The sequence below is a fragment of the Acinetobacter junii CIP 64.5 genome, assembly GCF_000368765.1.
GTDB classification, from domain to species: Bacteria; Pseudomonadota; Gammaproteobacteria; order Pseudomonadales; family Moraxellaceae; genus Acinetobacter; species Acinetobacter junii.
Window position 1 is genome coordinate 541,229 of sequence record NZ_KB849654.1, and the last position, 20,936, is coordinate 562,164.

The 20,936-nt window shown below is 39.4% G+C and carries 23 protein-coding genes; 7 read left to right on the top strand and 16 right to left on the bottom strand.

Going from position 1 to position 20,936, the window contains the following annotated elements:
- Nucleotides 1–11: 11 nt before the first annotated feature.
- Nucleotides 12–635: a LysE family translocator gene (locus tag F948_RS04100; protein ID WP_004960271.1), complete on the bottom strand. Its 624-nt coding sequence runs from the start codon at nt 633–635 to the stop codon at nt 12–14.
- A 313-nt stretch (nt 636–948) separates the two neighbouring features.
- Entirely contained in the window at nt 949–1,629 is a 681-nt protein-coding gene (locus tag F948_RS04110) for a DUF1345 domain-containing protein (protein WP_004952490.1), read from the bottom strand.
- A gap of 189 nt (nt 1,630–1,818) precedes the next feature.
- Between F948_RS04110 and F948_RS04115 the strand changes: the two genes are divergently transcribed.
- The 4 genes from F948_RS04115 (at nt 1,819) to F948_RS04130 (ending at nt 6,152) form a co-directional block, all read left to right on the top strand.
- Nucleotides 1,819–2,367: a TetR/AcrR family transcriptional regulator gene (locus tag F948_RS04115; protein WP_004960272.1), complete on the top strand. Its 549-nt coding sequence runs from the start codon at nt 1,819–1,821 to the stop codon at nt 2,365–2,367.
- A 13-nt stretch (nt 2,368–2,380) separates the two neighbouring features.
- Entirely contained in the window at nt 2,381–4,027 is a 1,647-nt protein-coding gene (locus F948_RS04120; protein WP_004960273.1) for an MFS transporter, read from the top strand.
- A gap of 124 nt (nt 4,028–4,151) precedes the next feature.
- Entirely contained in the window at nt 4,152–5,219 is a 1,068-nt protein-coding gene (locus F948_RS04125; protein WP_228128835.1) for an HlyD family secretion protein, read from the top strand.
- A gap of 66 nt (nt 5,220–5,285) precedes the next feature.
- On the top strand, nt 5,286–6,152 hold the full coding sequence (locus F948_RS04130) for a 1-aminocyclopropane-1-carboxylate deaminase/D-cysteine desulfhydrase (protein WP_004960286.1): 867 nt from the start codon (nt 5,286–5,288) through the stop codon (nt 6,150–6,152).
- A gap of 42 nt (nt 6,153–6,194) precedes the next feature.
- Here F948_RS04130 and F948_RS04135 read toward each other — a convergent pair whose 3' ends face one another.
- A complete protein-coding gene (locus tag F948_RS04135) occupies nt 6,195–6,560 on the bottom strand; it encodes a DUF4870 family protein (protein ID WP_004960291.1) in 366 nt (121 codons plus the stop codon).
- 141 nt (nt 6,561–6,701) lie between these two features.
- Between F948_RS04135 and F948_RS04140 the strand changes: the two genes are divergently transcribed.
- A complete protein-coding gene (locus F948_RS04140) occupies nt 6,702–7,898 on the top strand; it encodes a BaiN/RdsA family NAD(P)/FAD-dependent oxidoreductase (protein WP_004960294.1) in 1,197 nt (398 codons plus the stop codon).
- 31 nt (nt 7,899–7,929) lie between these two features.
- Here F948_RS04140 and F948_RS04145 read toward each other — a convergent pair whose 3' ends face one another.
- From F948_RS04145 to F948_RS04155, 3 genes are all read right to left on the bottom strand, one after another.
- On the bottom strand, nt 7,930–8,109 hold the full coding sequence (locus F948_RS04145) for a hypothetical protein (protein ID WP_004914255.1): 180 nt from the start codon (nt 8,107–8,109) through the stop codon (nt 7,930–7,932).
- Between the two features lie 96 nt (nt 8,110–8,205).
- Nucleotides 8,206–9,768 carry a mechanosensitive ion channel gene (locus F948_RS04150; RefSeq protein ID WP_004960299.1) on the bottom strand — a complete coding sequence of 521 codons (1,563 nt, stop codon included), beginning with the start codon at nt 9,766–9,768 and terminating at the stop codon, nt 8,206–8,208.
- Nucleotides 9,769–9,995: 227 nt separating this feature from the next.
- Nucleotides 9,996–10,196 (bottom strand): hypothetical protein, encoded by a 201-nt coding sequence (locus F948_RS04155; protein WP_026057418.1) that lies wholly within the window; start codon nt 10,194–10,196, stop codon nt 9,996–9,998.
- 212 nt (nt 10,197–10,408) lie between these two features.
- Between F948_RS04155 and F948_RS04160 the strand changes: the two genes are divergently transcribed.
- Nucleotides 10,409–10,831 carry a hypothetical protein gene (locus F948_RS04160; RefSeq protein WP_005403158.1) on the top strand — a complete coding sequence of 141 codons (423 nt, stop codon included), beginning with the start codon at nt 10,409–10,411 and terminating at the stop codon, nt 10,829–10,831.
- 21 nt (nt 10,832–10,852) lie between these two features.
- Here F948_RS04160 and F948_RS04165 read toward each other — a convergent pair whose 3' ends face one another.
- Nucleotides 10,853–11,614 (bottom strand): ferredoxin--NADP reductase, encoded by a 762-nt coding sequence (locus F948_RS04165; protein ID WP_004960302.1) that lies wholly within the window; start codon nt 11,612–11,614, stop codon nt 10,853–10,855.
- Nucleotides 11,615–11,698: 84 nt separating this feature from the next.
- Between F948_RS04165 and gigC the strand changes: the two genes are divergently transcribed.
- Nucleotides 11,699–12,583 carry a LysR family transcriptional regulator GigC gene (gene gigC, locus F948_RS04170; protein ID WP_004914268.1) on the top strand — a complete coding sequence of 295 codons (885 nt, stop codon included), beginning with the start codon at nt 11,699–11,701 and terminating at the stop codon, nt 12,581–12,583.
- A 16-nt stretch (nt 12,584–12,599) separates the two neighbouring features.
- On the opposite strand, the gene F948_RS04175 is transcribed toward gigC, so the two are convergent.
- The 9 genes from F948_RS04175 to nuoI all read right to left on the bottom strand — a co-directional run bounded on the left by F948_RS04175 (nt 12,600) and on the right by nuoI (nt 20,922).
- Complete coding sequence (locus tag F948_RS04175) at nt 12,600–13,307, bottom strand: cold shock domain-containing protein (protein WP_004960305.1); 708 nt, start codon at nt 13,305–13,307, stop codon at nt 12,600–12,602.
- Between the two features lie 96 nt (nt 13,308–13,403).
- Complete coding sequence (locus F948_RS04180) at nt 13,404–13,697, bottom strand: cold shock domain-containing protein (protein WP_004914276.1); 294 nt, start codon at nt 13,695–13,697, stop codon at nt 13,404–13,406.
- Between the two features lie 114 nt (nt 13,698–13,811).
- Nucleotides 13,812–14,447: a uracil phosphoribosyltransferase gene (gene upp / locus F948_RS04185; RefSeq protein ID WP_004914278.1), complete on the bottom strand. Its 636-nt coding sequence runs from the start codon at nt 14,445–14,447 to the stop codon at nt 13,812–13,814.
- Nucleotides 14,448–14,561: 114 nt separating this feature from the next.
- Entirely contained in the window at nt 14,562–16,058 is a 1,497-nt protein-coding gene (gene nuoN, locus F948_RS04190) for an NADH-quinone oxidoreductase subunit NuoN (protein WP_004914279.1), read from the bottom strand.
- A 3-nt stretch (nt 16,059–16,061) separates the two neighbouring features.
- Nucleotides 16,062–17,660 (bottom strand): NADH-quinone oxidoreductase subunit M, encoded by a 1,599-nt coding sequence (gene nuoM, locus F948_RS04195; protein ID WP_004960309.1) that lies wholly within the window; start codon nt 17,658–17,660, stop codon nt 16,062–16,064.
- A 1-nt stretch (nt 17,661) separates the two neighbouring features.
- On the bottom strand, nt 17,662–19,557 hold the full coding sequence (nuoL, locus tag F948_RS04200; protein ID WP_004914283.1) for an NADH-quinone oxidoreductase subunit L: 1,896 nt from the start codon (nt 19,555–19,557) through the stop codon (nt 17,662–17,664).
- Nucleotides 19,554–19,862 carry an NADH-quinone oxidoreductase subunit NuoK gene (gene nuoK, locus F948_RS04205; protein WP_004914285.1) on the bottom strand — a complete coding sequence of 103 codons (309 nt, stop codon included), beginning with the start codon at nt 19,860–19,862 and terminating at the stop codon, nt 19,554–19,556. The genes nuoL and nuoK overlap by 4 nt, the downstream gene beginning before the upstream one ends.
- The gene (gene nuoJ, locus F948_RS04210) at nt 19,862–20,380 is read right to left on the bottom strand and encodes an NADH-quinone oxidoreductase subunit J (protein WP_171053817.1); all 519 of its coding nucleotides are present in this window, start codon (nt 20,378–20,380) and stop codon (nt 19,862–19,864) included. The genes nuoK and nuoJ overlap by 1 nt, the downstream gene beginning before the upstream one ends.
- Nucleotides 20,380–20,922, bottom strand: coding sequence for an NADH-quinone oxidoreductase subunit NuoI (gene nuoI / locus F948_RS04215; RefSeq protein WP_004914290.1), 543 nt, complete (start codon nt 20,920–20,922; stop codon nt 20,380–20,382). Before nuoI ends, nuoJ begins: the two co-directional genes overlap by 1 nt.
- Nucleotides 20,923–20,936 lie beyond the last annotated feature (14 nt).

The window sequence follows — 20,936 nt, forward strand, 5'->3', positions numbered from 1 at the left end:
TTTTTACGGTATCACTTCATTCCAAAGATCAACTTCAATCCAAGCAAGGTCATGACACCACCTGCGATACGATCAAAAACAGCTTTAGATTTTAAATAAACTTTACGTGGTCCTTCTGCTGACAATGCAACAGCCACTAGAGAATACCAACCTGCATCAATAAAGAAACACAAAATTGGCAACACCACATAGAAATAAGTTGGAATTTCTTTAGGTAATAAAGCAGTAAAAATACTGGCAAGCACGATTGCAATTTTAGGATTACTCAACTGCGTGATAAGACCTAAACGAAAAGCTTGTGCATAGCTCATGTTATGAACTGCACCCTCCGTTGATGCCATTGGTTCTTTAGCATGTTTAATAATTTTATATGCGAGCCAAAGTAAATACAGACCACCAAAGATTTTTAAAGCCAAATATGCTGAAGGCACTGCAAGTAAGATCGCCTGTAATCCCATCACAGCTAGAAAACCAAACAACGCTGCACCCGTACCTGTGCCAAGCGCAGTAAATAAACCATGTTTACGTGAAATCGCAATCGAGTTTTTTGCAACATAAATAAATGTCGGACCAGGGCTAATCGCACCTAACATCAATGCCAATGTAATCGAGCCTAAAATCAATATTGATTCCAAGATAAACCTCAAAATTAGAATAATTTTCTAGCAAATATTTTATGCGAAAAAGACTCATACAAGATACTATTTTTTACAAATCACAGTGCATAGATAAAATCTTACAATTCAACAAATTAATTAAAAACAATAATAAAAACCAAATAACTTATATAAAAAAACCATCAAAAATACAGAGCCAAGATGAACTATTAAATAAAAAACCAATCATCTACATTTCTTATTTAGCCAGCTAAAAGATTAAGTATTTACTCCACTATTTCACTATTTTAAATAATAAAAATCACCTTATAGATTCATTAAGCATTGTTAATTAGCCAAAACCGATCAGACTCGCTGCCACATTGATTGCAACCGCCAAAATCACTGTATTAAAAATAAAAGCTAAAACACAATGAAAAATATTCAGATGTCTAAGCTGTGAGCTGGTAATAGAAACATCTGCGGTTTGTGCAGAAGTGCCAATGATATAGCTGAAATAGACAAAATCGAGATAATCAGGTTGATCTGTTTTTGGAAAATCCAAGCCCCCATCGACTTGACGGCTTTTCGCAAGATAATAGTCATGTGCATAATGAATAGCGAACAAGGTATGCAGTAACAACCACGATGAGAAAATAGTTCCTATCGTTAGCAAGATCAGAATCGTTTTAATGATTGCTTGATCTTTGGGAACATGACTGAGCTGCACAGCAATCGAAATAAAACAAACAACGATTGCAATTAAAGCAACCGTAAGTATCATCCACTTCCCTTCATCTTGTTGCTTTGCTCTCTCTAAGATGTGCTCTGGGTCTAAACGCCACATCATCTTTAGAATCATAAACAAATATAGCCAGATTGCAGTATTCCAGCCAATTTGTAGCCGTGTCGCCCAATGCCATGAGCTGAATGCTTGCAGCACAAAAAAGATAACGAAGCCCAAAGCAAAAGTTGCGGATAAGTATGGACGATGTTTTAAACCACGAAAAAATCGATGCATAAAGGCTTGCATATAAAACCTACCTTAAAATTTTCAAAATCAAATTGTTTTATTTTTTAATACGATAAGTTTGTTGCTACACAAACCAATTTACCCCTATTACTCAATATAAACAAATCAGATATCGATCGTTTATTTACATCGGACAAGTTTGTCCGTTAAATAACTCTTATCCAATTTATATACCTAGCAAGTTCAATAATGAATAAACGTGTTCAACAAGCTGCTCATAACCGCGAAGAATTGCTTCATGCAGCAGAAGAGGTATTTCGGGCTCAAGGTGTACATGTGCCATTACAAGCGATTATTGATCATGCAGGCGTAGGACGAGCAACCTTTTATCGTAATTTCGCTGATCGCAAAGCACTCATGTTTGCCCTACTTGATCAAGCGATGATGCGCTTAGAACAGAGAGCATCCGCTCTACTCGAATATAATGATGGTTTTATTCGTTTGATTGAAGGGCATATTGAACAACTCCCTCATCTGATCGTACTGATTGATTACTGGCGTATCATTGATCGCCAAGACCCAATCATGCTAAACATTTATGAGCGACGAGATAAAGCATTACAACCTTTAATTGATAAAGCCATAGCGCATCAATTGTGTCGCCCTGATCTGACCCCACAAGACTTTGGCATGATTACGGCGATCTTAGGCTCTTCGTTTCAAGGACATCCTACTTCTGATCAAGTGCGACTGGCAAAACGTGCAATAGAATTATTATTAAGCGGCATCAAAATTTAGTTCGAGGAATAATATGGATAACAGCCCTCGCTATCTTGAAACTCCACCCGATTGGTCAGCCGATGAACGCCCTACGCTACCCGGCTCTCCTGCGGCTATCGCACATGCAAAGCCAAAACGTTTTGCATATTTCTTTATTGGACTATTTATTTGTATTGCTGCCAGTTTAAGTAATGGTTTTATTGTCGCTAATTTACCAATTTTCCAAGGTGAGTATGGTCTCACACCATCACAAGCAGCTTGGTTACCTGCTGCTTATGTGATGGCAAATGTCAGTTCAAATTTGATCTTATTTAAAGCTCGGCAACAATATGGCTTAAGACTATTTTCAGAAATTGGATTATTAGTATTCATTGGTGTGTTGGTCTTACACATCTTTGTCAAAACCTATGAAATGGCTTTATTTGTCCGCTTTATTGCAGGTTTAGCCGCTGCTCCACTTAGCTCATTGGGTATGTATTACACCATGCAAGCTTTTGGTAAAGCAGATATGGCAAAAGGGATTTATTTGGCTTTCGGCTTTCAGCAACTCGGTTTGCCTTTGGCTTGGATTATCTCGCCGTTTTTACTAAGCGCCAATCAATGGGATGTGATTTATACCTTTGAACTGGGTTTGGCAATTTGTTGTTTTGCAATGGTGGTAGCTTTAAAGCTGCCTCGAAGTATGCGTCTCGCGGTTTTTGAGAAACAAGACTTTTTTACCTTTGCACTGCTCGCTCCGGGTTTCGCCTGCCTGTGTATCGTATTAACACAAGGGCCTATTCACTGGTGGTTTGATAGCCCTTGGTTAGCCTATACCTTGATCGTCGGTTTTTGTTTAATTGTGTTTGGTTTGACTTATGAACATTATCGTCGCAATCCACTGATCATGACACGTTGGTTGGCGACAGGCGATCTTTTGAGTTTCATCGTCAGTGCCTTTGCGCTCAGACTATTAATGTCTGAACAAAGCTACGCTGCGGTCAATTTTCTAAAAACTGTTGGTATGGGTCCTGATCAATTTGTTCCGCTTTATGTGGTTATTTTCTGTGGAACGATTGCAGGTTCGGTATTTAGTGCGCTGACATTTCATCGTGAGCGTTTAATTTTAAATTTATTTCTGGCTGAAATTTTAATTCTGATCGCCTGTGCTTTGGATTATCACCTGACCAGTGATGTACGACCTGCAAACTTTTATCGAAGCCAGTTCTTGGTGAGTTTTGCAGGGGGCGTATTTATTGGTCCACTGCTATTGATGGGTTTTATGCGTACCTTACAACGTGGTCCTCAATATGTCGTGACCTTTATTGTATTGTTCTCAGCTACGCAAAACTTTGGTGGTTTAGTCGGTTCATCATTTTTCAATACCTATCAGCAACGCCACACTTATGATTATAAAGTTGAGATTAGTAGAAATCTCGATCCTACCGATCCCCTTGTCGCACAGCGTTTGCAAAGTTATCAACATAGTTCAATGCTCACAACGAATGACCCTGTTTTACAAAACAATCAAGCCCTACAGAATTTAAATAAGGTGGTGACTCGTGAAGCTCAGGTTCGTGCCTATAACGATGTGATTGCCTTAAATGGCATCTTTGCCGTTATTTTGCTGCTTTGGGGCTTATTTAAATATGCTCGTAATAAGTACAAAACCCATAGAAGCTTGCAAACAGCAAATTAATTTTATTGTATTTGATTGAGAAAAAATTATGTCTGAACAAGAGAAACCTGAAAGCTCCAAGATCGAAAACGCTGAGCAGAATAATCATGCTCAGTCTGACAAAGCAGTTGAGTCCGTGCCAAAAATGCCACCACCACCGCCACCTACAACCAGTAAATTGATTAAAACCAAACGCTCTACCTTATGGTGGATGCTTTTAGTATTAATTGTGGGGATTACCATTATTTTATGGGCGTGGCGAATTGGTCCATTTCATACGGCGATTGAGCAAACTGACAACAGCTATGTGAAAGGCAAAACTACCATTCTTTCCTCACAGATTAATGGCTATATCAAGGATGTATTGGTCAAGGACTTTGATCAGGTCAAACAAGGTCAAGTGTTGATGCATATTGATGCAACCACCTATGATCAAAAAGTCACGCAGGCTGTCTCAGGTGTAGAACAAGCAGAAAATAGTCTAGCCAATCAAACTCAAGCCATCGCCCAACGCCAAGCTGATGTGGTTGCAGCGCAAGCCAAACTTGATCAAGTCAAAGCGCAATACGACTTATCCATCGCACAACTTAAACGCTATCAACAACTTGGAGATAGCGGTGCAGCATCAAAATCTGAACAAGATAAAGCGGCTGCGGATGTACAAAATAATCTAGCTTTGCTCAAACAAGCGCAGGCGAATATCCTCGTTGCACAAGAAGCATTAAAAACAGCACAAGTCGCGCAAGCTGGACTAAGAGCACAAGTGAATAGTGCTCAAGCGCAATTGGATCAAGCCAATACCACAAAGGATTACAGCACGATTGTTGCACCATTAGATGGTCAACTCGGTGAGGTCAATCCACGAGTAGGTCAATACGTGGCAGCAGGAACACAATTATTGTATTTAATCCCGAAACAAACATGGGTGATTGCGAACTTTAAAGAAACGCAAATTGCCAATATGAAAATTGGGCAAAAAGCGTATTTTACTGTGGATGCCATGAATCATCAGAAATTCACAGGACATGTAGAGCAAATTTCCCCTGCGGCTGGTTCCGAATTTAGCGTACTAAAACCTGATAATGCCACAGGTAACTTTACTAAAGTGGTGCAACGGATTGCAGTGCGTATTGCGATAGATCCAAACCAAAAAGGCATCGAAAATTTACGTCCTGGTATGTCCGTGATTAGCTCTGTAGATACCGACTCTTAATGCAGCACTGACATTCTCAATCAAATACATTTACAATGTGATCAAATCCAATTTTTGTTTATTCCAATGTTTGATCACATTGCTTTTCCAACTCCTTATCAAACATTAGACCTTCCCTTTCCTGTGCAATTGACAGTGAAACGTCTTGATCTCATTCACCCTCAGATTTCAGGGAATAAGTTTTTTAAACTGAAATACAATCTGCTTGCAGCAAAGCAACAAAATTTGAATCAAGTGCTAACCTTTGGCGGGGCTTACTCTAATCACATCGCTGCAACAGCTTATGCAGCACATTATTTTGGTTTTCAAAGTATTGGCATTATTCGTGGTGAGGAGTTAGCTAAACAAGCGTTCAATCCAACCCTGCAAACCGCACAAGATTTTGGTATGCAACTGCATTTTGTCAGTCGAGCTGAATACCGACTTCGCCATGAACTTGAGTATTTACAACAATTAAAACAGCGTTATCCAAATACTTGGATTATTCCAGAAGGTGGGACTAATGACCTTGCGATACAAGGCACGAAAGAAATTCTGTCTGCTGATGATCGAGAAAATTATGATGTGATTTGTTGTGCTGTCGGTACAGGTGGCACGATTGCAGGGATCATCGAAAGTAGTTCAGATCAGCAACATATTTTAGGCTTTTCGGCACTTAAAGGTGATTTTCTCAAGCACGATATTCAACAATGGACCAATAAAACCAACTGGTCTTTAACAGATGAATATTGTTGTGGTGGTTATGCCAAAACCAATTCTGAACTGCTGCAATTTATGCAGCAATTCGAACAACAATATGCTGTTCCACTAGAGCAGGTCTACACAGCTAAAATGATGATGGGATTATTTGATTTAATTCAACAAGGGAACTTCCCTGTGAATACGAGAATCTTAGCGATTCATACAGGTGGACTACAAGGACGCATGAAATAAAAGTCACCCTGAAGTGACTTTTGATCTACTGATTCTAACGGCTTAAAACCATCCATCAGCGATTGGTTTATTATCCATAAACACCACAAGACCTTTTACGATGCGATAAATAAACCAAATCGACACCGCAAACAAGATTGGAATGCCGATGAGGACAAATGACAATACGAAACCAATCACAGCACCAATGAGCGTGAACCAAAAGGTTTTGATTTGCCATTCAAAATGGCTCGCCAACCACGTACCTTGTACTTCATTTCGTTTCATATAGTTCATGATGACAGCTGCAATACTGGTCAAACCCACAAAAATACTGGCTGCATATAAACCATAGGCAATTAAAGTATATTGTCTTAGTTGATCTTGGTTGTTGGGCTGAATATCGTTTAAAAATATTTTATCGTTCATTATTTTTACCCCTCTATAGAATTCAACTTTATAGCATGCCTTGATTTTAAAGGCATATTTTTTAATCAAACAATCGACATACTCAAAAGGCTTTAAATCTTCTATAATTGCCCGCTTTTCGTATTCTATCGAGTAATGCTCATGGTTCATCAAGTTGATGTGGTTGTTTTAGGTGCAGGTGCATCGGGCTTGATGTTAGCTGCTGAAGCAGGCAAACGTGGACGTTCAGTCGTCGTACTTGAAAAAGCCAATAAAGTCGGTAAGAAAATTCTGATGTCAGGTGGTGGTAAATGTAACTTCACCAATTTAGAGGTGGAGCCTTCCAACTATCTTTCAGAAAATCCTCATTTTGTGATTTCTGCCTTAACAAGATATACCAATTGGGACTTTATTGGTTTGGTCTGTGAATATGGCATTGAATACGAAGAACGTAAACATGGTCAGCTCTTCACGTTGAAAGGCTCTAAAGAAATTCTTGAATTGTTACTTTCAGAATGTAGCAAATCAAAGCACGTTGAAATTCAAACACACTGCGAAGTTGAACAGGTAAAAAATAAAGCAGATTCAGGTTTTATTATTGAAACCAATCAAGGCACTTATCACTGTGAGTCGTTAGTAGTTGCCACTGGTGGTCTATCGATTCCAACATTAGGCGGTTCAGGTTTTGGCTATGAACTGGCAAAGCAGTTCGGACATCATGTATTTCCAACCCGTGCTGGTCTTGTTCCCTTTACTTTTTCAGATCAGTTTAAAGAGGTAACCACTCGCTTAAGTGGTAATGCATTAGATGCAACCTTGATCAACGATCGTCATCAATTTACTGAAGCACTTTTATTTACCCATCGCGGTTTAAGTGGTCCAAGCTCCTTGCAATTATCCAATTATTGGCATGTTGGAGAAAGTTTTAAAATAGACTTTTTCCCAAGCCAAGATTTATTGGATTTTTTCAAAGCCAAGAAAAAATTACAACCTAAAGTTCTACTCAGAACTTTACTGAATGAGTTCACTGCAAAAAGTATCGTTGTTGAGTTACAGCAACTCATTTGGGCGGATCACAGTGAAACTGCGATTGGCAATATCAGCGATGCTCAACTTGAGCACATTGCGGCACAATTACATGCTTTTACTGTCAAACCATCAGGAACAGAAGGTTATCGAACTGCAGAAGTGACTCTCGGTGGCGTAGATACCAGCGAGGTATCCTCCAAAACCATGGAAAGTAAAAAACAAAAAGGCTTGTACTTTATTGGAGAGGTTCTCGATGTAACAGGTCATCTTGGGGGATATAACTTCCAATGGGCGTGGTCATCAGCACAAGCCGCTGCTCAATTCGTCTAGAAAATTCAAATTGAGCAGATCATTTGATGAACTAAGAGTGATGCTCAGGAGAATTCGCTGCTTCAACAGAAGAGGATTGCGAGCTATTTGATGTTGATTTTTCTTTGCTCGTGCCAGACTTTGCAATCACGAATTTATATGCACTTGCCAAAAATCCTACAGTGATTCCAGCAATAATAATCGGTGCAAATACGCGGTTAGGCTTCTTCATTTAATTCTCCTATAGACTTTTTATTTATTGAAAAAACAAAACGACCACCCTGTTAAGAGTGGTCGAATTGATCAAAAAAATCAAAGATTATTTTTTCTATTCATCTGAATATGGAGATGAAGGAGGAGTTGGATTGTTATTGGTACTGATTGTAGGTTGATTTTGATGAATTGGATTTGGTTGCTTAGCTTCGGTTTTTGCTTTATCCAATAAATCTGTCAATAAACGTTCAGCGGGTTGACGACCGCCTAAACCAAATGCCAATGCAAAAGCAACTGCAACAGAACCCAACGTCAAACCAAATGCCAAGTTAACGATCGAATCGGCAATACCCATTGCTTTTAGACCCATCGCAATGACTAAGCCCATGATCAAAATGCGAACTAGATTACCTAACCAACGTGAGCTGTTGTATTCACCACGTTGCACGACATTCGCAACCACATTTGCAAGCCAAAAACCGATGACCAAGATCACAGCACCGAGTAAAATGTCTGCACCGAATTGGATAAACATGGCAATCAAGCCACTCACCTGTTCTAAACCTAAGCGATTCGCTGCTTCAGAAACAGCAAATAACATAGTAAAGAACACGATCAAATAGCCAACGATATCAGAAACACGTGTTTGTCCAAGAAAACGTTGTACATCCAGTTTCATCGGAACTTCGTCAACACCAGCACCTGATATTAATTCAGCGACCAAACGTCCAACAAATCTCGATACAACATAAGCCACGATTAAAATCAATCCAGCCGCGATAATTTGTGGAATTGCATGCATAATTTCATTCAACATCGCTGTTGCTGGTTGTGAAATTGCTTCAACACCCAATGCTTCAAATGCCACAATTAATGCTGTGATGATAATAATTGCAAATACAAATGAACCTAAGAATTTAGAAACACTTGAATTTTTAAATAATCCGATCTTTGCTGCTTGAGCCTGTAAACCTAAGCTATTGGTTAAGCCCTCAACAATACCACGAACGATTTTCGCTAAAATATAACCAACAAAAATGATTACGCCTGTAATGAATAGATTCGGTAAGAATGCAATTGCTTCATTTACCATATTCTGCACAGGAACAAGTAGCCCAGTTAAACCGAGAATAGATAAAACAATCGGCAAGAATAATAATAAAACTAACCAATAAAAGATCTCAGCAATATTACTGCTCAGTGAACTAACACCAACTTCACTACTTAACTTATCGTCTAACTGAGTTTTGGATAATACATTGGTCAAGCCTAGACGCACCAAACGTGCAACAATCCAACCAATAAATCCGACGGCAACAGCAGCTAACAGATTTGGAATATAAGCCAGTACACGACCAACCATATTGCTAAATGGATCGCTTACACCACTAATATTTAAGACATTTAATGCACCAACAACGGCCAAAATCATCACAAACCAAAATACAAGTTTGGAGATGAGACTTTCTATATTGGGCGCTCTACCAGTCGCCGATGACAATTTATGATTGGTATCAAATTTTTGTAATAACTTTTTCACGCCTGCTGCAATCACTAGGGCAATAATCCAACCCACCAGTAGAATAACAATTGCGGCTAATATTGGCTGAAATTGATCCCAATAATACATTGCATCAAATCTCCCTCTTTGGGATGGATCACTAAAAATTTCATTCATGTCATGTTATCCTTTTATGTGTTTTTTAAGTCAAATACAGCTACCCAAACTCATTCTGTTAAGAGAACATCACGAATGGATATCTAGACCATAATTTTTGTTTAATTCTCAATCAACGAACAGCATCACTAATACAACAAAAATTACGCATAATTTTGCAAAAAAAGCCCATTAGTTCACACCAATGAGCTCGTTAAATCGATTAGGTTTGGTCTAAGATAGATTGCTTACGCATTTAAAAGGACCGAATGCAACTGTGACATGATCACTTGTGCAGTAGGTTTATTCGAATGGTCTGCAACCATAAAAATTAATAATGCTAGCAAGAACAGCCCTACGATAATGAGCATATAGACTGGTAATTTCCTTTTCCTTGCTATTTCTTCTTTACTGGCCACATGAGGCTGTGGCTTACTAAAATCATGCATCATAGTTTGCCCTCATCCTTTTATTGCTTAGACCTTTATATTAGCAATGGACTGTGTTGCATTGTGTGACAAAGCTTCGCACTATCGTTGTTTTGTTTGCATAACTCTACTTTTTATTATTTGCATTCTTGTATAAAATATAGGCGGTTTAGAAAATGATAAAAATAAGCTATAATCCTCTGTCACGTTTCTGTTCTGTTTTTAATTACTGTATGTCCTATAGCCAACAAAGTGTTTCTCTAGATTTAGACACTGATGTCACACATCAATGTTTTTTACATCACACACGCGATGAACATTTGATTGGTATTATCGAGTTCAATAAACCAAGCTATATTTTAAAGTGGGGTGATCTAGAATATTTCCGTCGACGTACTGAAGAATTCTCGGTTATGCCCTTACCTGATTGCATTAATGCAATGATTATCGATATTCGGAATGTACAACCATTTCTCGACAATGAAGTTCCGATTTTACCTTGGCGCTTACTTGAAGAAGATTGCCCAGTTCGACTGGTTGTTCCCCATGATCGCTTAGAGCACTACACTGGACTTTTTGAGCCCACATGGCTGAATACAGATGTTGATACCGCAATTCAAGAAATCCGCGAATTTATGGATATGTTTGTTCACTAATAACATATCCATGCGTACCTATTACCAATAGTTCTCTACAGCAATATTTCCCTCACCACGACGATTCATCGTCAGTCCACGTTGTTTTAATGCATCCTTGGTATCTTCTACCATTTGTGGATTACCACATAACATCACATGGCTAGTAGCAGGATTGAGTGATAGGCCAACCACTTTTTCTAGCTCACCATTTTCAATCAAAATAGGTAAACGATCATGTAGGGTCGCATTTGGATCACGGGTAATAATTGGTACAAATTTGAACCCTGTATGCCCTTCACCAAAGCTCTCAGCAAGCTCTTGTATACGATCTACATAAGCCAGTTCAGCTGTAGATCTCACACTATATATAAGATGAATATGCTGATATTTCGTCCACGTTTCAAAATCTTGGAGCATAGATAAAAAAGGCGCCAATCCAGTACCTGTGGCTAATAACCATAAATCATGAGCTAAAGGTAATTGATAGCGAGCTAAAGTTAAATACCCATACGCAGTTTTGTCGAGATATAACTCATCACCGGTTTCAAGATGTTGAAGGTTTGAAGTAAACGCACCATCAGGTACAACGATAGAAAAGAATTCCAGATTTTCATCAAAAGGTGAAGAAACGACTGAATATGCACGAACCACCAATTCACCATTTACCATCAACCCAATACGAGCAAATTGACCTGCTGTAAATTTAAAATGGGCGGGTCTCGTCATCGTGAAACTAAAAAGATTGTGAGCCCAACGATGTACAGATAAAACCTTTTCTACGGTAAATTTTTCAATTGACATGATTTGAACGTGGCACGAAACAGTATGCTCATGTTAGCATGATCGAATATTTGATGGATACTCAAAACACTAAGGCTATATAACATGCGAATGACCTTACGCCAATTGGCTGTTTTTGTGGCGGTCGCTCAGGAAGGAACCGTAACCAAAGCCAGTGATGCTGTTAGACTTACTCAAAGTGCAGCAAGTATGGCTTTAGCTGATTTAGAAGATGGTCTTGGTGCGCCATTGTTCGATCGACTCGGCAAGCGTTTACAGCTTAATGATTTGGGACGCTTTTTATTGCCACAAGCATTAGAAATATTAGGTCGCTGTGAATCTTTTGAGCAAGCAGCCAAAGGTGAATTACAAAGTATTGACCTTAGATTGGGAGCAACGCTCACAATCAGCGACTACTTGATGCCTGATTTAATGGCTGATTTCTTACAAAAACACCCACAGGCACACTTACAATTACAAGTAGGTAATACTCGTCAAATGATTGAAGCAGTCAATCAATTCCAACTGGATTTGGCTTTAATTGAAGGTTCTTGTCATTTGCCACAATTACAGTGTATTCACTGGCGTGATGATGAATTAGCCGTTTGCTGTGCACCTTCACATCCTCTTGCTCAAATTCAACGTGCATTAAGCCCTGCTGACTTTCTAAATGTTGAATGGATTTTACGTGAAGAAGGCTCTGGTACACGTGAAGTTTTTGACAATGCAATTTTACAAGATGTTCCTGATGCGAATATTCGTTTGACCTTAGGTCATAACGAAGCAATTTTAAAAATTGTAGCGGGTGGGCTTGGGATGTCCTGTGTATCAAGATTGGCGATTGAGCCTTTAGCTGAAAAAGGTCAATTGGTCATCCTTGACACACCGTTCTGGCAACTGACAAGACCACTTTATATGCTGGTACACCGTCAAAAATATCAGGGACCAGGATTAAAAGCCTTTCTACAATTTTGTGAAGATCAGATTTAAATCTGATCTTTTTAATTTACCATCTCGAATCATTCTCACACGGTTCACCATCATTATCACCATCCATTTTGGTATTAGGACAATTGCGCACAAAGAACTCTGCTTCTTCACGTGATCTCATTTGCGAACAATGTTGGCGTCCATCACATTTAAATTGAGTCTGATTCGCTGTCGATTGTTGTGATTGGTTATTCATGACAGGAACAGATGTTGAGGCTTGCAGAGCGTTTTCTGTCTTTTGAGATAATTTAATTTCCGGCAGCTCACCCAAAGCATCTCGTTGCTGTTGCACAATTTTCTTCTGCTCTGCAATCAGCTGTGCTGTTTTTAATTCTTTTGATTCTGCATACGACTGATATTTTTTGAAAACTAATCCTCCTAAAATTGCAATCACAATCAAGCCAATAATCATAAAAGTCATACCTTTATGATTTGCATGTTTTTGCTGTGAGACCGATTTATTTTGAGTAGATGAGTTGTTGGCATAGTTTGGATAATCAATATATGCTTGTTTTTGATCTAAGCGCACAATATTTGCAGCTTTAAACTTTCCATTATTATCTTCAACGATCAAAAATTTTAGTTTTTCACCAATTTTAGGTTCACCAGATGCTTTTGGAAAATCTTTGATATGGAAGAAAACATCAGTTTGATGACCATCTACCTTAATAAAGCCAAAACCTCTTTCTGTATCGTATTTTTTTATTTTTCCTTCAACAAACATTTTGCACTCAATTTTTCATGTTTTGGTTATTCTAATAAAAAAGAGACCGTAAAGCCTCTTTTCTCATGATATTTCAATCAAAGATTACTGTAAGGATCAACGTCTTAAGTTTGATAACAATTCATTGGTAATCGACTTATTGTGATCCATGATTTTGTTTTTCTTAGTTTTAGCGGGGTTAGGATCAACGCGCTCAATTTTAATTGCTTTATATTTACCTTGATTTTCTACAACTGAAAATTTCACTTTTTCATTGCGCTTAGGTTCACCTTCAGCTGCAGGGTAATCTGAGATATGAAAAAAGATATCTTCACCATTCGATGCAATAAAACCAAATCCTTTCTCAGGATTATATTGCTTAATTTTCCCGTGGTAGAGCTCTTGCTTCATGACATTTATCCTACTTTACGATGATGCTCATCATACTATATAGATAATAAAAAAGAGACTTGCTATTTCCCTTTCAAATCACAGAAATAAAAAGTCTCTTTTCATATTTTAAAATTAATCTTTTTGCACACTACCAAAGATTTTATCGCCTGCATCACCCAAACCAGGCACGATATAACCTTCTTCATTCAGGCCTTGATCAATTGAAGCCGTATAAATACGAACATCAGGGTGTGCAGCTTCAACTTTTGCAATCCCTTCAGGAGCAGCAACCAAAATCATCACTCGAATATCTTTACAGCCACTAGCTTTCAATACATCAATTGCAGCAATCAATGAATTACCCGTTGCAAGCATAGGATCAATAATCATCGCCAAACGATTAGCGACATCTGGTACTAGCTTTTTATAGTAAGTGCGAACTTCTAAAGTTGCTTCGTCACGCTCTAAACCTAAAACACTCACCTTTGCACTTGGAATCAGGTTAAGTACACCTTCTAGCATTCCAATTCCTGCACGAAGAATCGGAACAATCGTGATTTTTTTCCCTGCAATACGTTGAGTTGTTACTTTCCCTGCCCACCCATCAATTTCGTGATCCACAACAGATAAGTCCTTTGTTGCTTCATACGTCAATAGCATCGTAACTTCTTGCGCTAATTCACGGAAGTTCTTAGTACTAATGTCAGAGCGACGAAGTAAACCAAGTTTATGGCGAATAAGCGGATGACGAATTTCTTGAATCGACACGAGTAAGTACCTAGCTAATATAAATATTCGCTTATTATAAAGTGTTTTTTTACTATTCAATAAAAAAGCCCCCAGTTTTGGAGGCTTTTTTGTACAAATCAGATTATCGGATGATTACTGTTGCTGAGATAACATGAAATGTAATGGAGAAAGAATCTCTGATTTTAATGCTAAATTGATCATTGGATCTGGATAGATACCTAAGAACAATACCAACAATGCAGCACCTAGTACCATGATCCCACCAACTTTAGTTCCCCAATGCGCATCAGCATCAATACGAGGAGTATCTGGTGAAGTCATGTACATCACAACCATGACACGCAAATAGTAGTACAAACCGATACCACTACCCACAACGATCATTGCAGCTAAGAACCAGTGTTGAGTTGTTACTGCAGCCATAACCACAAGGAACTTACCAATAAAGCCCGCTGTTAATGGGATACCAGCTAGCGATAACATCATCACAGTTAATGTTGCAGTCAAAATCGGACGGCGCCAGAACAAACCACGGTAGTCAGCAAGACTTTGTGCTTCATCCACGTTGTTATAAGGGCTCGACATTAACGTAACTGCACCAAACGCACCGATTGTTGTAAGTACATAAGTAATCACATAGACCGTCACGCTACCAAGGCTCGCATAAGTCATGCTAATTAAAGCAATTAACAAATAACCAAAGTGAGCAATCGATGAATAACCAAGAATACGTTTCAAGTTTACTTGACGTACTGCAAGTAAGTTACCTACTAAAATTGACAATACAGCAATAATTGTAAGCACTGTTACCAGCGATTCAACTAGGATTGCACCTGATGCCAATAAGTAACGTACAAACAAACCGATCGTTGCTACTTTCGCAGCTGTCGCCAAGAATGTTGCCATCGGTGCTGGAGCACCTGCATACACATCTGGTGTCCATTTGTGGAATGGAGCAAGTGACAGTTTAAACGCAACAGCAAAGATGATTAAGCCTAAGCCCAATAACACCATTGGCTGTTTGATTGCAGTGAATAACGCTTGTACAGAATCATAGAATGATAATGAACCTGTATAAGCATAAATATACGCCATACCCATTAACAACATTGCAGATGCCGTCGCTGAAAGCACAAGATATTTAATCCCTGCTTCCAAAGATTGGCTGCGCTGATGGGTATATGCCAACATACCATATACTGGAATTGACATTAATTCTAAGCTGATAAAGAACGAAGCATAATGAGAGCTAGCGACCATCAACATCGCACCTGCTACTGAACACAGTAGCAAGATGTACAACTCTTCGCGATTGTCTTTATATGTCTCAATATAAGCATGTGACAAAGTACAACATGCCAAAGCTGCGATCAAAATCATGAATTGATAGAGCATGGTAAATGGATCAACCATAAACATGCCCATCACGTTTACAGGTGCATAGTGACCTGTATACGCAGTGTATGCGATAAAAATTGCAGCGAGGTTAAGCCCCACAACTGAAGTTGTTGCGATTAAATTATGATTACGTTTAATCGAAATCAATAACATCACAACAATTGCAGTCAACGCCACAATCATCACAGGGACGAGCGGCATAAGTTCAGAAAAAGAAAGTGTGAAGTTCATGGTTTATTGCATCTCCACATGCTCAAGTTGAGTTGTTGTCTGCTGAACAGTTTCAACAACTTCTTGTACTGGCATATAACTATTTACTAACCATTGCATGCTTGAATGCGATACATCCAAGAATGTTTGTGGGTAAATACCTAACCAAACCAAACCGATCACACAGATCATCAAGATAGTAACTTCACGTGCTGATAAATCTTTTAATGGGCTTGTATAGTGCTGCTGTTGCTCTGGATTTGGTGTACCAAACAATGCTTTATGAATCAAAATCAAGCCATAAAGACCAGCAAACACCAAGCTTACTGCCGCAATAATCGTGAATACAGGATAAGCTTTGAATGAACCCATCAAGATCAGGAATTCACCAATAAAGTTACCTAAACCTGGTACACCCACAAGTGCAGCTACAAAGAACATTAAGAAAAATGGAAGGTACTGCAACTGACCGCGTAAACCACCCATTAAGCGTAAGTCACGTGTATGTAAACGCTCATAAACCTGACCAGACATGATAAATAATGCAGCAGATGACAAGCCATGTGCCAACATCATGATCATAAGACCCTGGAATGTCAGGATATTACCTGCGTAAATAGCAAGTAAGATGAAACCCATGTGCGAAATAGACGTATACGCAAGCAAACGTTTCATATCTGTTTGCTGATACGCTAAGAATGCACCGTAGAAAATACCAATCAAACCAAGAATGATCGCAATATCAGCAAATTGTGCTGATGCTGCTGGGAAGAATGGGATAACGAAACGAAGTAAACCATAGGCTGCTGTTTTAATCAAAATACCAGCTAAGTCCACAGAACCTGCAGTTGGTGCTTGTGCATGTGCATCAGGTAACCAACCATGTAATGGGAACACAGGTAATTTCACAGCAAAACCGATGAAGAAACATAGCATAAATGCATAAGCAACTTCAGGCGGTAAGTGGTTCGCCACAGCCAATAGATAGTTGTAATCGAAGCCAATCATACCTGTCATCATGTATCCATAAACCACAAGGCCTAAGATACCGATCAACATGATCAAACCAGCAATTTGCGTGTATAAGAAGAACTTGGTTGCAGCATAAACACGTGAACGACCATTCGAGCCTTTATGACCCCATAACGCAATCAAGAAGTAGATTGGTACGAGCATCATCTCCCAGAAGAAGAAAAACAGGAATAAGTCAATCGCTAAGAATACACCGATAACACCACCTAAACTCCACAGGAGGTTTAAGTGGAAGAAACCAACATTCTTTTGGATCTCACCCCATGAACAGCCAACCGCAAGTACACCAAGTAATGCAGTCAGTAATACCATGAGTAAAGATAAACCATCCACTGCCAAGTGAATGCTAATGCCTAGTGTCTGAATCCAAGGTAAATGGAACTCAGCCGCCCAAGTTGGAACTTTACCACCCAGCTCGTAACTAAATGTACCACTTTGCCAAAGTGCAATGCCTAAACCAAAGGTAATAAGCATACCAATTAAGGCAATCCAACGCGGTAATTGTTGGTCGAATTTATCAACCAACCAACAAATAAAACCAGCAATGAAAGGAACTAAAATCAGTGCGGGTAAAATTAAATTGTTTTCCATTTTATTTCCCCACAACCTGAATCACGATCAAGATCATCAATAGCACCACTACACCGAGTGACATGCTTGATGCGTATTCACGTAATGAACCAGTTTGACGCGAGCTAGTAAAGGTATTACCACCTTTCACAATCGCAGGTAATACTAGCCATAAACCATCAACTGGATCACGACCTAAGATTTTCGCAATCAATAAATAAGGTTTGACGAATACGATGTCATACAAAGCATCAAAACCAAATGCTGTACGGCAAATATGTGCTAAACCAGCGCCCAATGATGTTTGAGCAAATGATTTAACAGCACCATATGCAAAGGCAAATAGGAAGATACCTACTGCTAAACCAGCAAGTGCAATACCACTCGCCAAATGTTCTGCATGCACAACAGCTTCATGTAAAGCTTCAGGGATAACAAAACTTGGAATACTTGCAGCAGTCAATAAATTTGCAACTGGTGCTTGCAAGAAGTAACCAATTCCTGTTGATAACACAGCAAGAATCGCAAGTGGTGCCCAATATGTCACACCATGAATTGCATGAGCGTGAGTTTTTTCTTCACCGAAGAATACGACCCAAATTAGACGGAACGTATAAATAGAAGTTAAGAACGCGCCCGCTACACCAACCCAATACAATGTGTTGTAAAGTGGAATATTTGCAATTGTAGACTGTGCATATACTGCACCTAAGATGGCATCTTTAGAGAAGAAACCAACAGTTACGATTGGAAGTGCAGCCAATGCGCCACCACCGATGACGAAACACCAAAATACGAATGGAATCTTTTTACGTAATCCACCCATTTTGAAAATGTTTTGTTCGTGATGACATGCAAGAATTACGGCACCCGAAGAAAGGAACAATAATGCTTTGAAGAATGCATGAGCCAACATGTGGAACAAACCAGCTTGGTAAGCTTCAGCACCTACAGCCATAAACATATAACCTAACTGACTCATAGTTGAGTAAGCCAAGATACGTTTGATGTCGGTTTGAACTAGCGCTGCAAAACCAGCTACAAGCAATGTCACAGCACCTGTAATCGAGATGAACTGCATCACTTCTGGTGCCATTTCCATCACGGAGAACATACGGCAGCATAAGTACACACCTGCTGTAACCATTGTCGCAGCATGGATCAGTGCAGATACTGGTGTCGGACCTGCCATTGCATCAGCTAACCATGTTTGTAATGGAATTTGCGCTGATTTACCTGCTGCACCCAAGAACAACATTAATGCTGTCCAAATTGACAATGATGAGCTTTGCGTCATTACAGTCGCTGCATTTTCAACGATGTACTGAGTATTCAAAGTACCAAATTGTTGATAAAGCAAGAACAATGCGATGAGTAAGAATACGTCACCGACACGTGTTACTGTAAATGCTTTGATTGCTGCCCAACCATTTGCAGGATTAGAGTAATAGAAACCAATCAGTAAGTAAGAGCACAGCCCCACGCCTTCCCAACCTAAGAACAATAACGCTAAGTTATCACCAAGTACCAACAACAACATGCTGGCAACGAATAGGTTGAAATAAGAGAAGAAACGCGCGTAATCTTCTTCACCACGCATGTACCATGATGCAAAGATATGAATCAGAAAACCTACACCTGTGATCATGCCCGTCATTAATAATGACAAGCCATCAAGATGTAAGCTAATACCTGGCTCAAAACCGCCAACACTGAACCAAGTCCATAAATGTTGAACGAAAACGGTTTGACCACTGCTCGTAAAAGCAAGACCAGCAATTAAAGCAAATAGAGCAGATAAACCAACTGAACCAACACCAATAATGGCAGCTACATTTTCAGAAAGCTTATTGCGCCCTGCCGCTAAAAGGATAAAACCAATGAGCGGGAATAAAACGGTTAAATATAATGTACTCATCCGCGCATCTCACTAGCAGCATCAACATCCAAGTGATGGAAGCGATGATAAAACTGAAGGACGATCGCAAGACCGATACACGCCTCGGCAGCAGCAAGTGTCAAAATTAAAATAAACATCACTTGACCATCTGGCTGAGACCAAACGCTACCTGCTAGGACAAATGCTAATGCAGCAGCATTCATCATGATTTCAAGGCTCATTAGCATAAATAATAGGTTGCGACGCACCATTACACCGTAAAAACCCAGTGCAAAAAGGATGGTTGCGACAATCAAACCATGTTCTAAAGGGATGTGTCCCATTATTCTTTATCCTCTTCTGCACTTGGTTCACGTTTGCCTAAGTGATATGCAGCAACTAGGGCTGCAAGCAACAACATCGCGGCAACTTCTACCAATAATAGATAGTGAGTAAATAACGCTTGACCTACGGCTTTAGGACCTACGATTTCTAAGCCCATTGGTGCAGAAATCGTGGTGTATTCACCGTTTAACATCCAAACAAGTGTCAAACCTAAGATAAAACTCAACATTGCAGGATATGCCCATGCATCTGAGGTTAACCATTTACTTTCTTGTTCAACTGTTTCTTGACCTAGGTTGAGCATCATCACAACGAAGACAAACAAAACCATGATCGCGCCTGCATAGACAATGATTTCAAGTGCAGCCGCAAACGGTGCACCCACAATCATGAAAATACCAGCAACAGCGAGCAATGAAACAATCAAGCTTAATAACGCATGTACAGGGTTCGTGTTAGTTACAACACGAACTGTCGAAACAATGGCCACAAGTGCCATCAAATAAAATGGCCACATCATGGTAATAAGCTCCGTACATCAACTGGTGCACTTTCTTTTTGTGCTTGGCCTTTGTCTTTACCTGTTACAGCCATACCTGTTACACGGTAGAAGTTATAATCAGGATATTTACCAGGACCTGAGATAAGTAAGTTTTCTTTCTCATAAACCAAATCTTGACGAACGTATTCAGCAAGCTCGAAATCAGGCGTCATTTGAATAGCAGTTGTAGGACATGCTTCTTCACACATACCGCAGAAAATGCAACGTGAGAAGTTAATACGGAAAAATTCTGGATACCAACGCCCATCTTCTTTTTCCGCTTTTTGCAATGAAATACAGCCTACTGGACAAGCAACCGCACAAAGGTTACATGCTACGCAACGCTCTTCACCATCAGGATCACGCGTCAAGATAATACGACCACGAAAGCGTGGAGGTACAATTTGTTCAGCTGGTACTTCTGGATATAAAATCGTGTCACGTTTACGCGTGGCATGGCTAAACACCATCCACAACGAACGTACAATCGATCCAAATCCAGCTAGAATTTTATACATTTTGTACTCCCTGC

Bases quoted from the DNA above. Each gene is read 5' to 3' on its own strand.
- F948_RS04120 (WP_004960273.1), top strand. From the start codon at position 2,381: ATGGATAACAGCCCTCGCTATCTTGAAACTCCACCCGATTGGTCAGCC.
- F948_RS04180 (WP_004914276.1), bottom strand. From the start codon at position 13,697: ATGAAGCAAGAGCTCTACCACGGGAAAATTAAGCAATATAATCCTGAG.
- F948_RS04110 (WP_004952490.1), bottom strand. From the start codon at position 1,629: ATGCAAGCCTTTATGCATCGATTTTTTCGTGGTTTAAAACATCGTCCA.
- F948_RS04145 (WP_004914255.1), bottom strand. From the start codon at position 8,109: ATGAAGAAGCCTAACCGCGTATTTGCACCGATTATTATTGCTGGAATC.
- nuoM (WP_004960309.1), bottom strand. From the start codon at position 17,660: ATGGAAAACAATTTAATTTTACCCGCACTGATTTTAGTTCCTTTCATT.
- nuoN (WP_004914279.1), bottom strand. From the start codon at position 16,058: ATGAACTTCACACTTTCTTTTTCTGAACTTATGCCGCTCGTCCCTGTG.
- F948_RS04135 (WP_004960291.1), bottom strand. From the start codon at position 6,560: ATGAACGATAAAATATTTTTAAACGATATTCAGCCCAACAACCAAGAT.
- F948_RS04160 (WP_005403158.1), top strand. From the start codon at position 10,409: ATGTCCTATAGCCAACAAAGTGTTTCTCTAGATTTAGACACTGATGTC.
- nuoK (WP_004914285.1), bottom strand. From the start codon at position 19,862: ATGGGACACATCCCTTTAGAACATGGTTTGATTGTCGCAACCATCCTT.
- F948_RS04115 (WP_004960272.1), top strand. From the start codon at position 1,819: ATGAATAAACGTGTTCAACAAGCTGCTCATAACCGCGAAGAATTGCTT.
- F948_RS04175 (WP_004960305.1), bottom strand. From the start codon at position 13,307: ATGTTTGTTGAAGGAAAAATAAAAAAATACGATACAGAAAGAGGTTTT.
- gigC (WP_004914268.1), top strand. From the start codon at position 11,699: ATGCGAATGACCTTACGCCAATTGGCTGTTTTTGTGGCGGTCGCTCAG.
- nuoI (WP_004914290.1), bottom strand. From the start codon at position 20,922: ATGTATAAAATTCTAGCTGGATTTGGATCGATTGTACGTTCGTTGTGG.
- F948_RS04165 (WP_004960302.1), bottom strand. From the start codon at position 11,614: ATGTCAATTGAAAAATTTACCGTAGAAAAGGTTTTATCTGTACATCGT.
- nuoL (WP_004914283.1), bottom strand. From the start codon at position 19,557: ATGAGTACATTATATTTAACCGTTTTATTCCCGCTCATTGGTTTTATC.
- F948_RS04130 (WP_004960286.1), top strand. From the start codon at position 5,286: ATGTTTGATCACATTGCTTTTCCAACTCCTTATCAAACATTAGACCTT.
- F948_RS04150 (WP_004960299.1), bottom strand. From the start codon at position 9,768: ATGAATGAAATTTTTAGTGATCCATCCCAAAGAGGGAGATTTGATGCA.
- F948_RS04125 (WP_228128835.1), top strand. From the start codon at position 4,152: ATGCCACCACCACCGCCACCTACAACCAGTAAATTGATTAAAACCAAA.
- nuoJ (WP_171053817.1), bottom strand. From the start codon at position 20,380: ATGTGGCCATTTTATTTGATGGCACTTGTGGCCATTGTTTCGACAGTT.
- F948_RS04140 (WP_004960294.1), top strand. From the start codon at position 6,702: ATGGTTCATCAAGTTGATGTGGTTGTTTTAGGTGCAGGTGCATCGGGC.
- F948_RS04155 (WP_026057418.1), bottom strand. From the start codon at position 10,196: ATGCATGATTTTAGTAAGCCACAGCCTCATGTGGCCAGTAAAGAAGAA.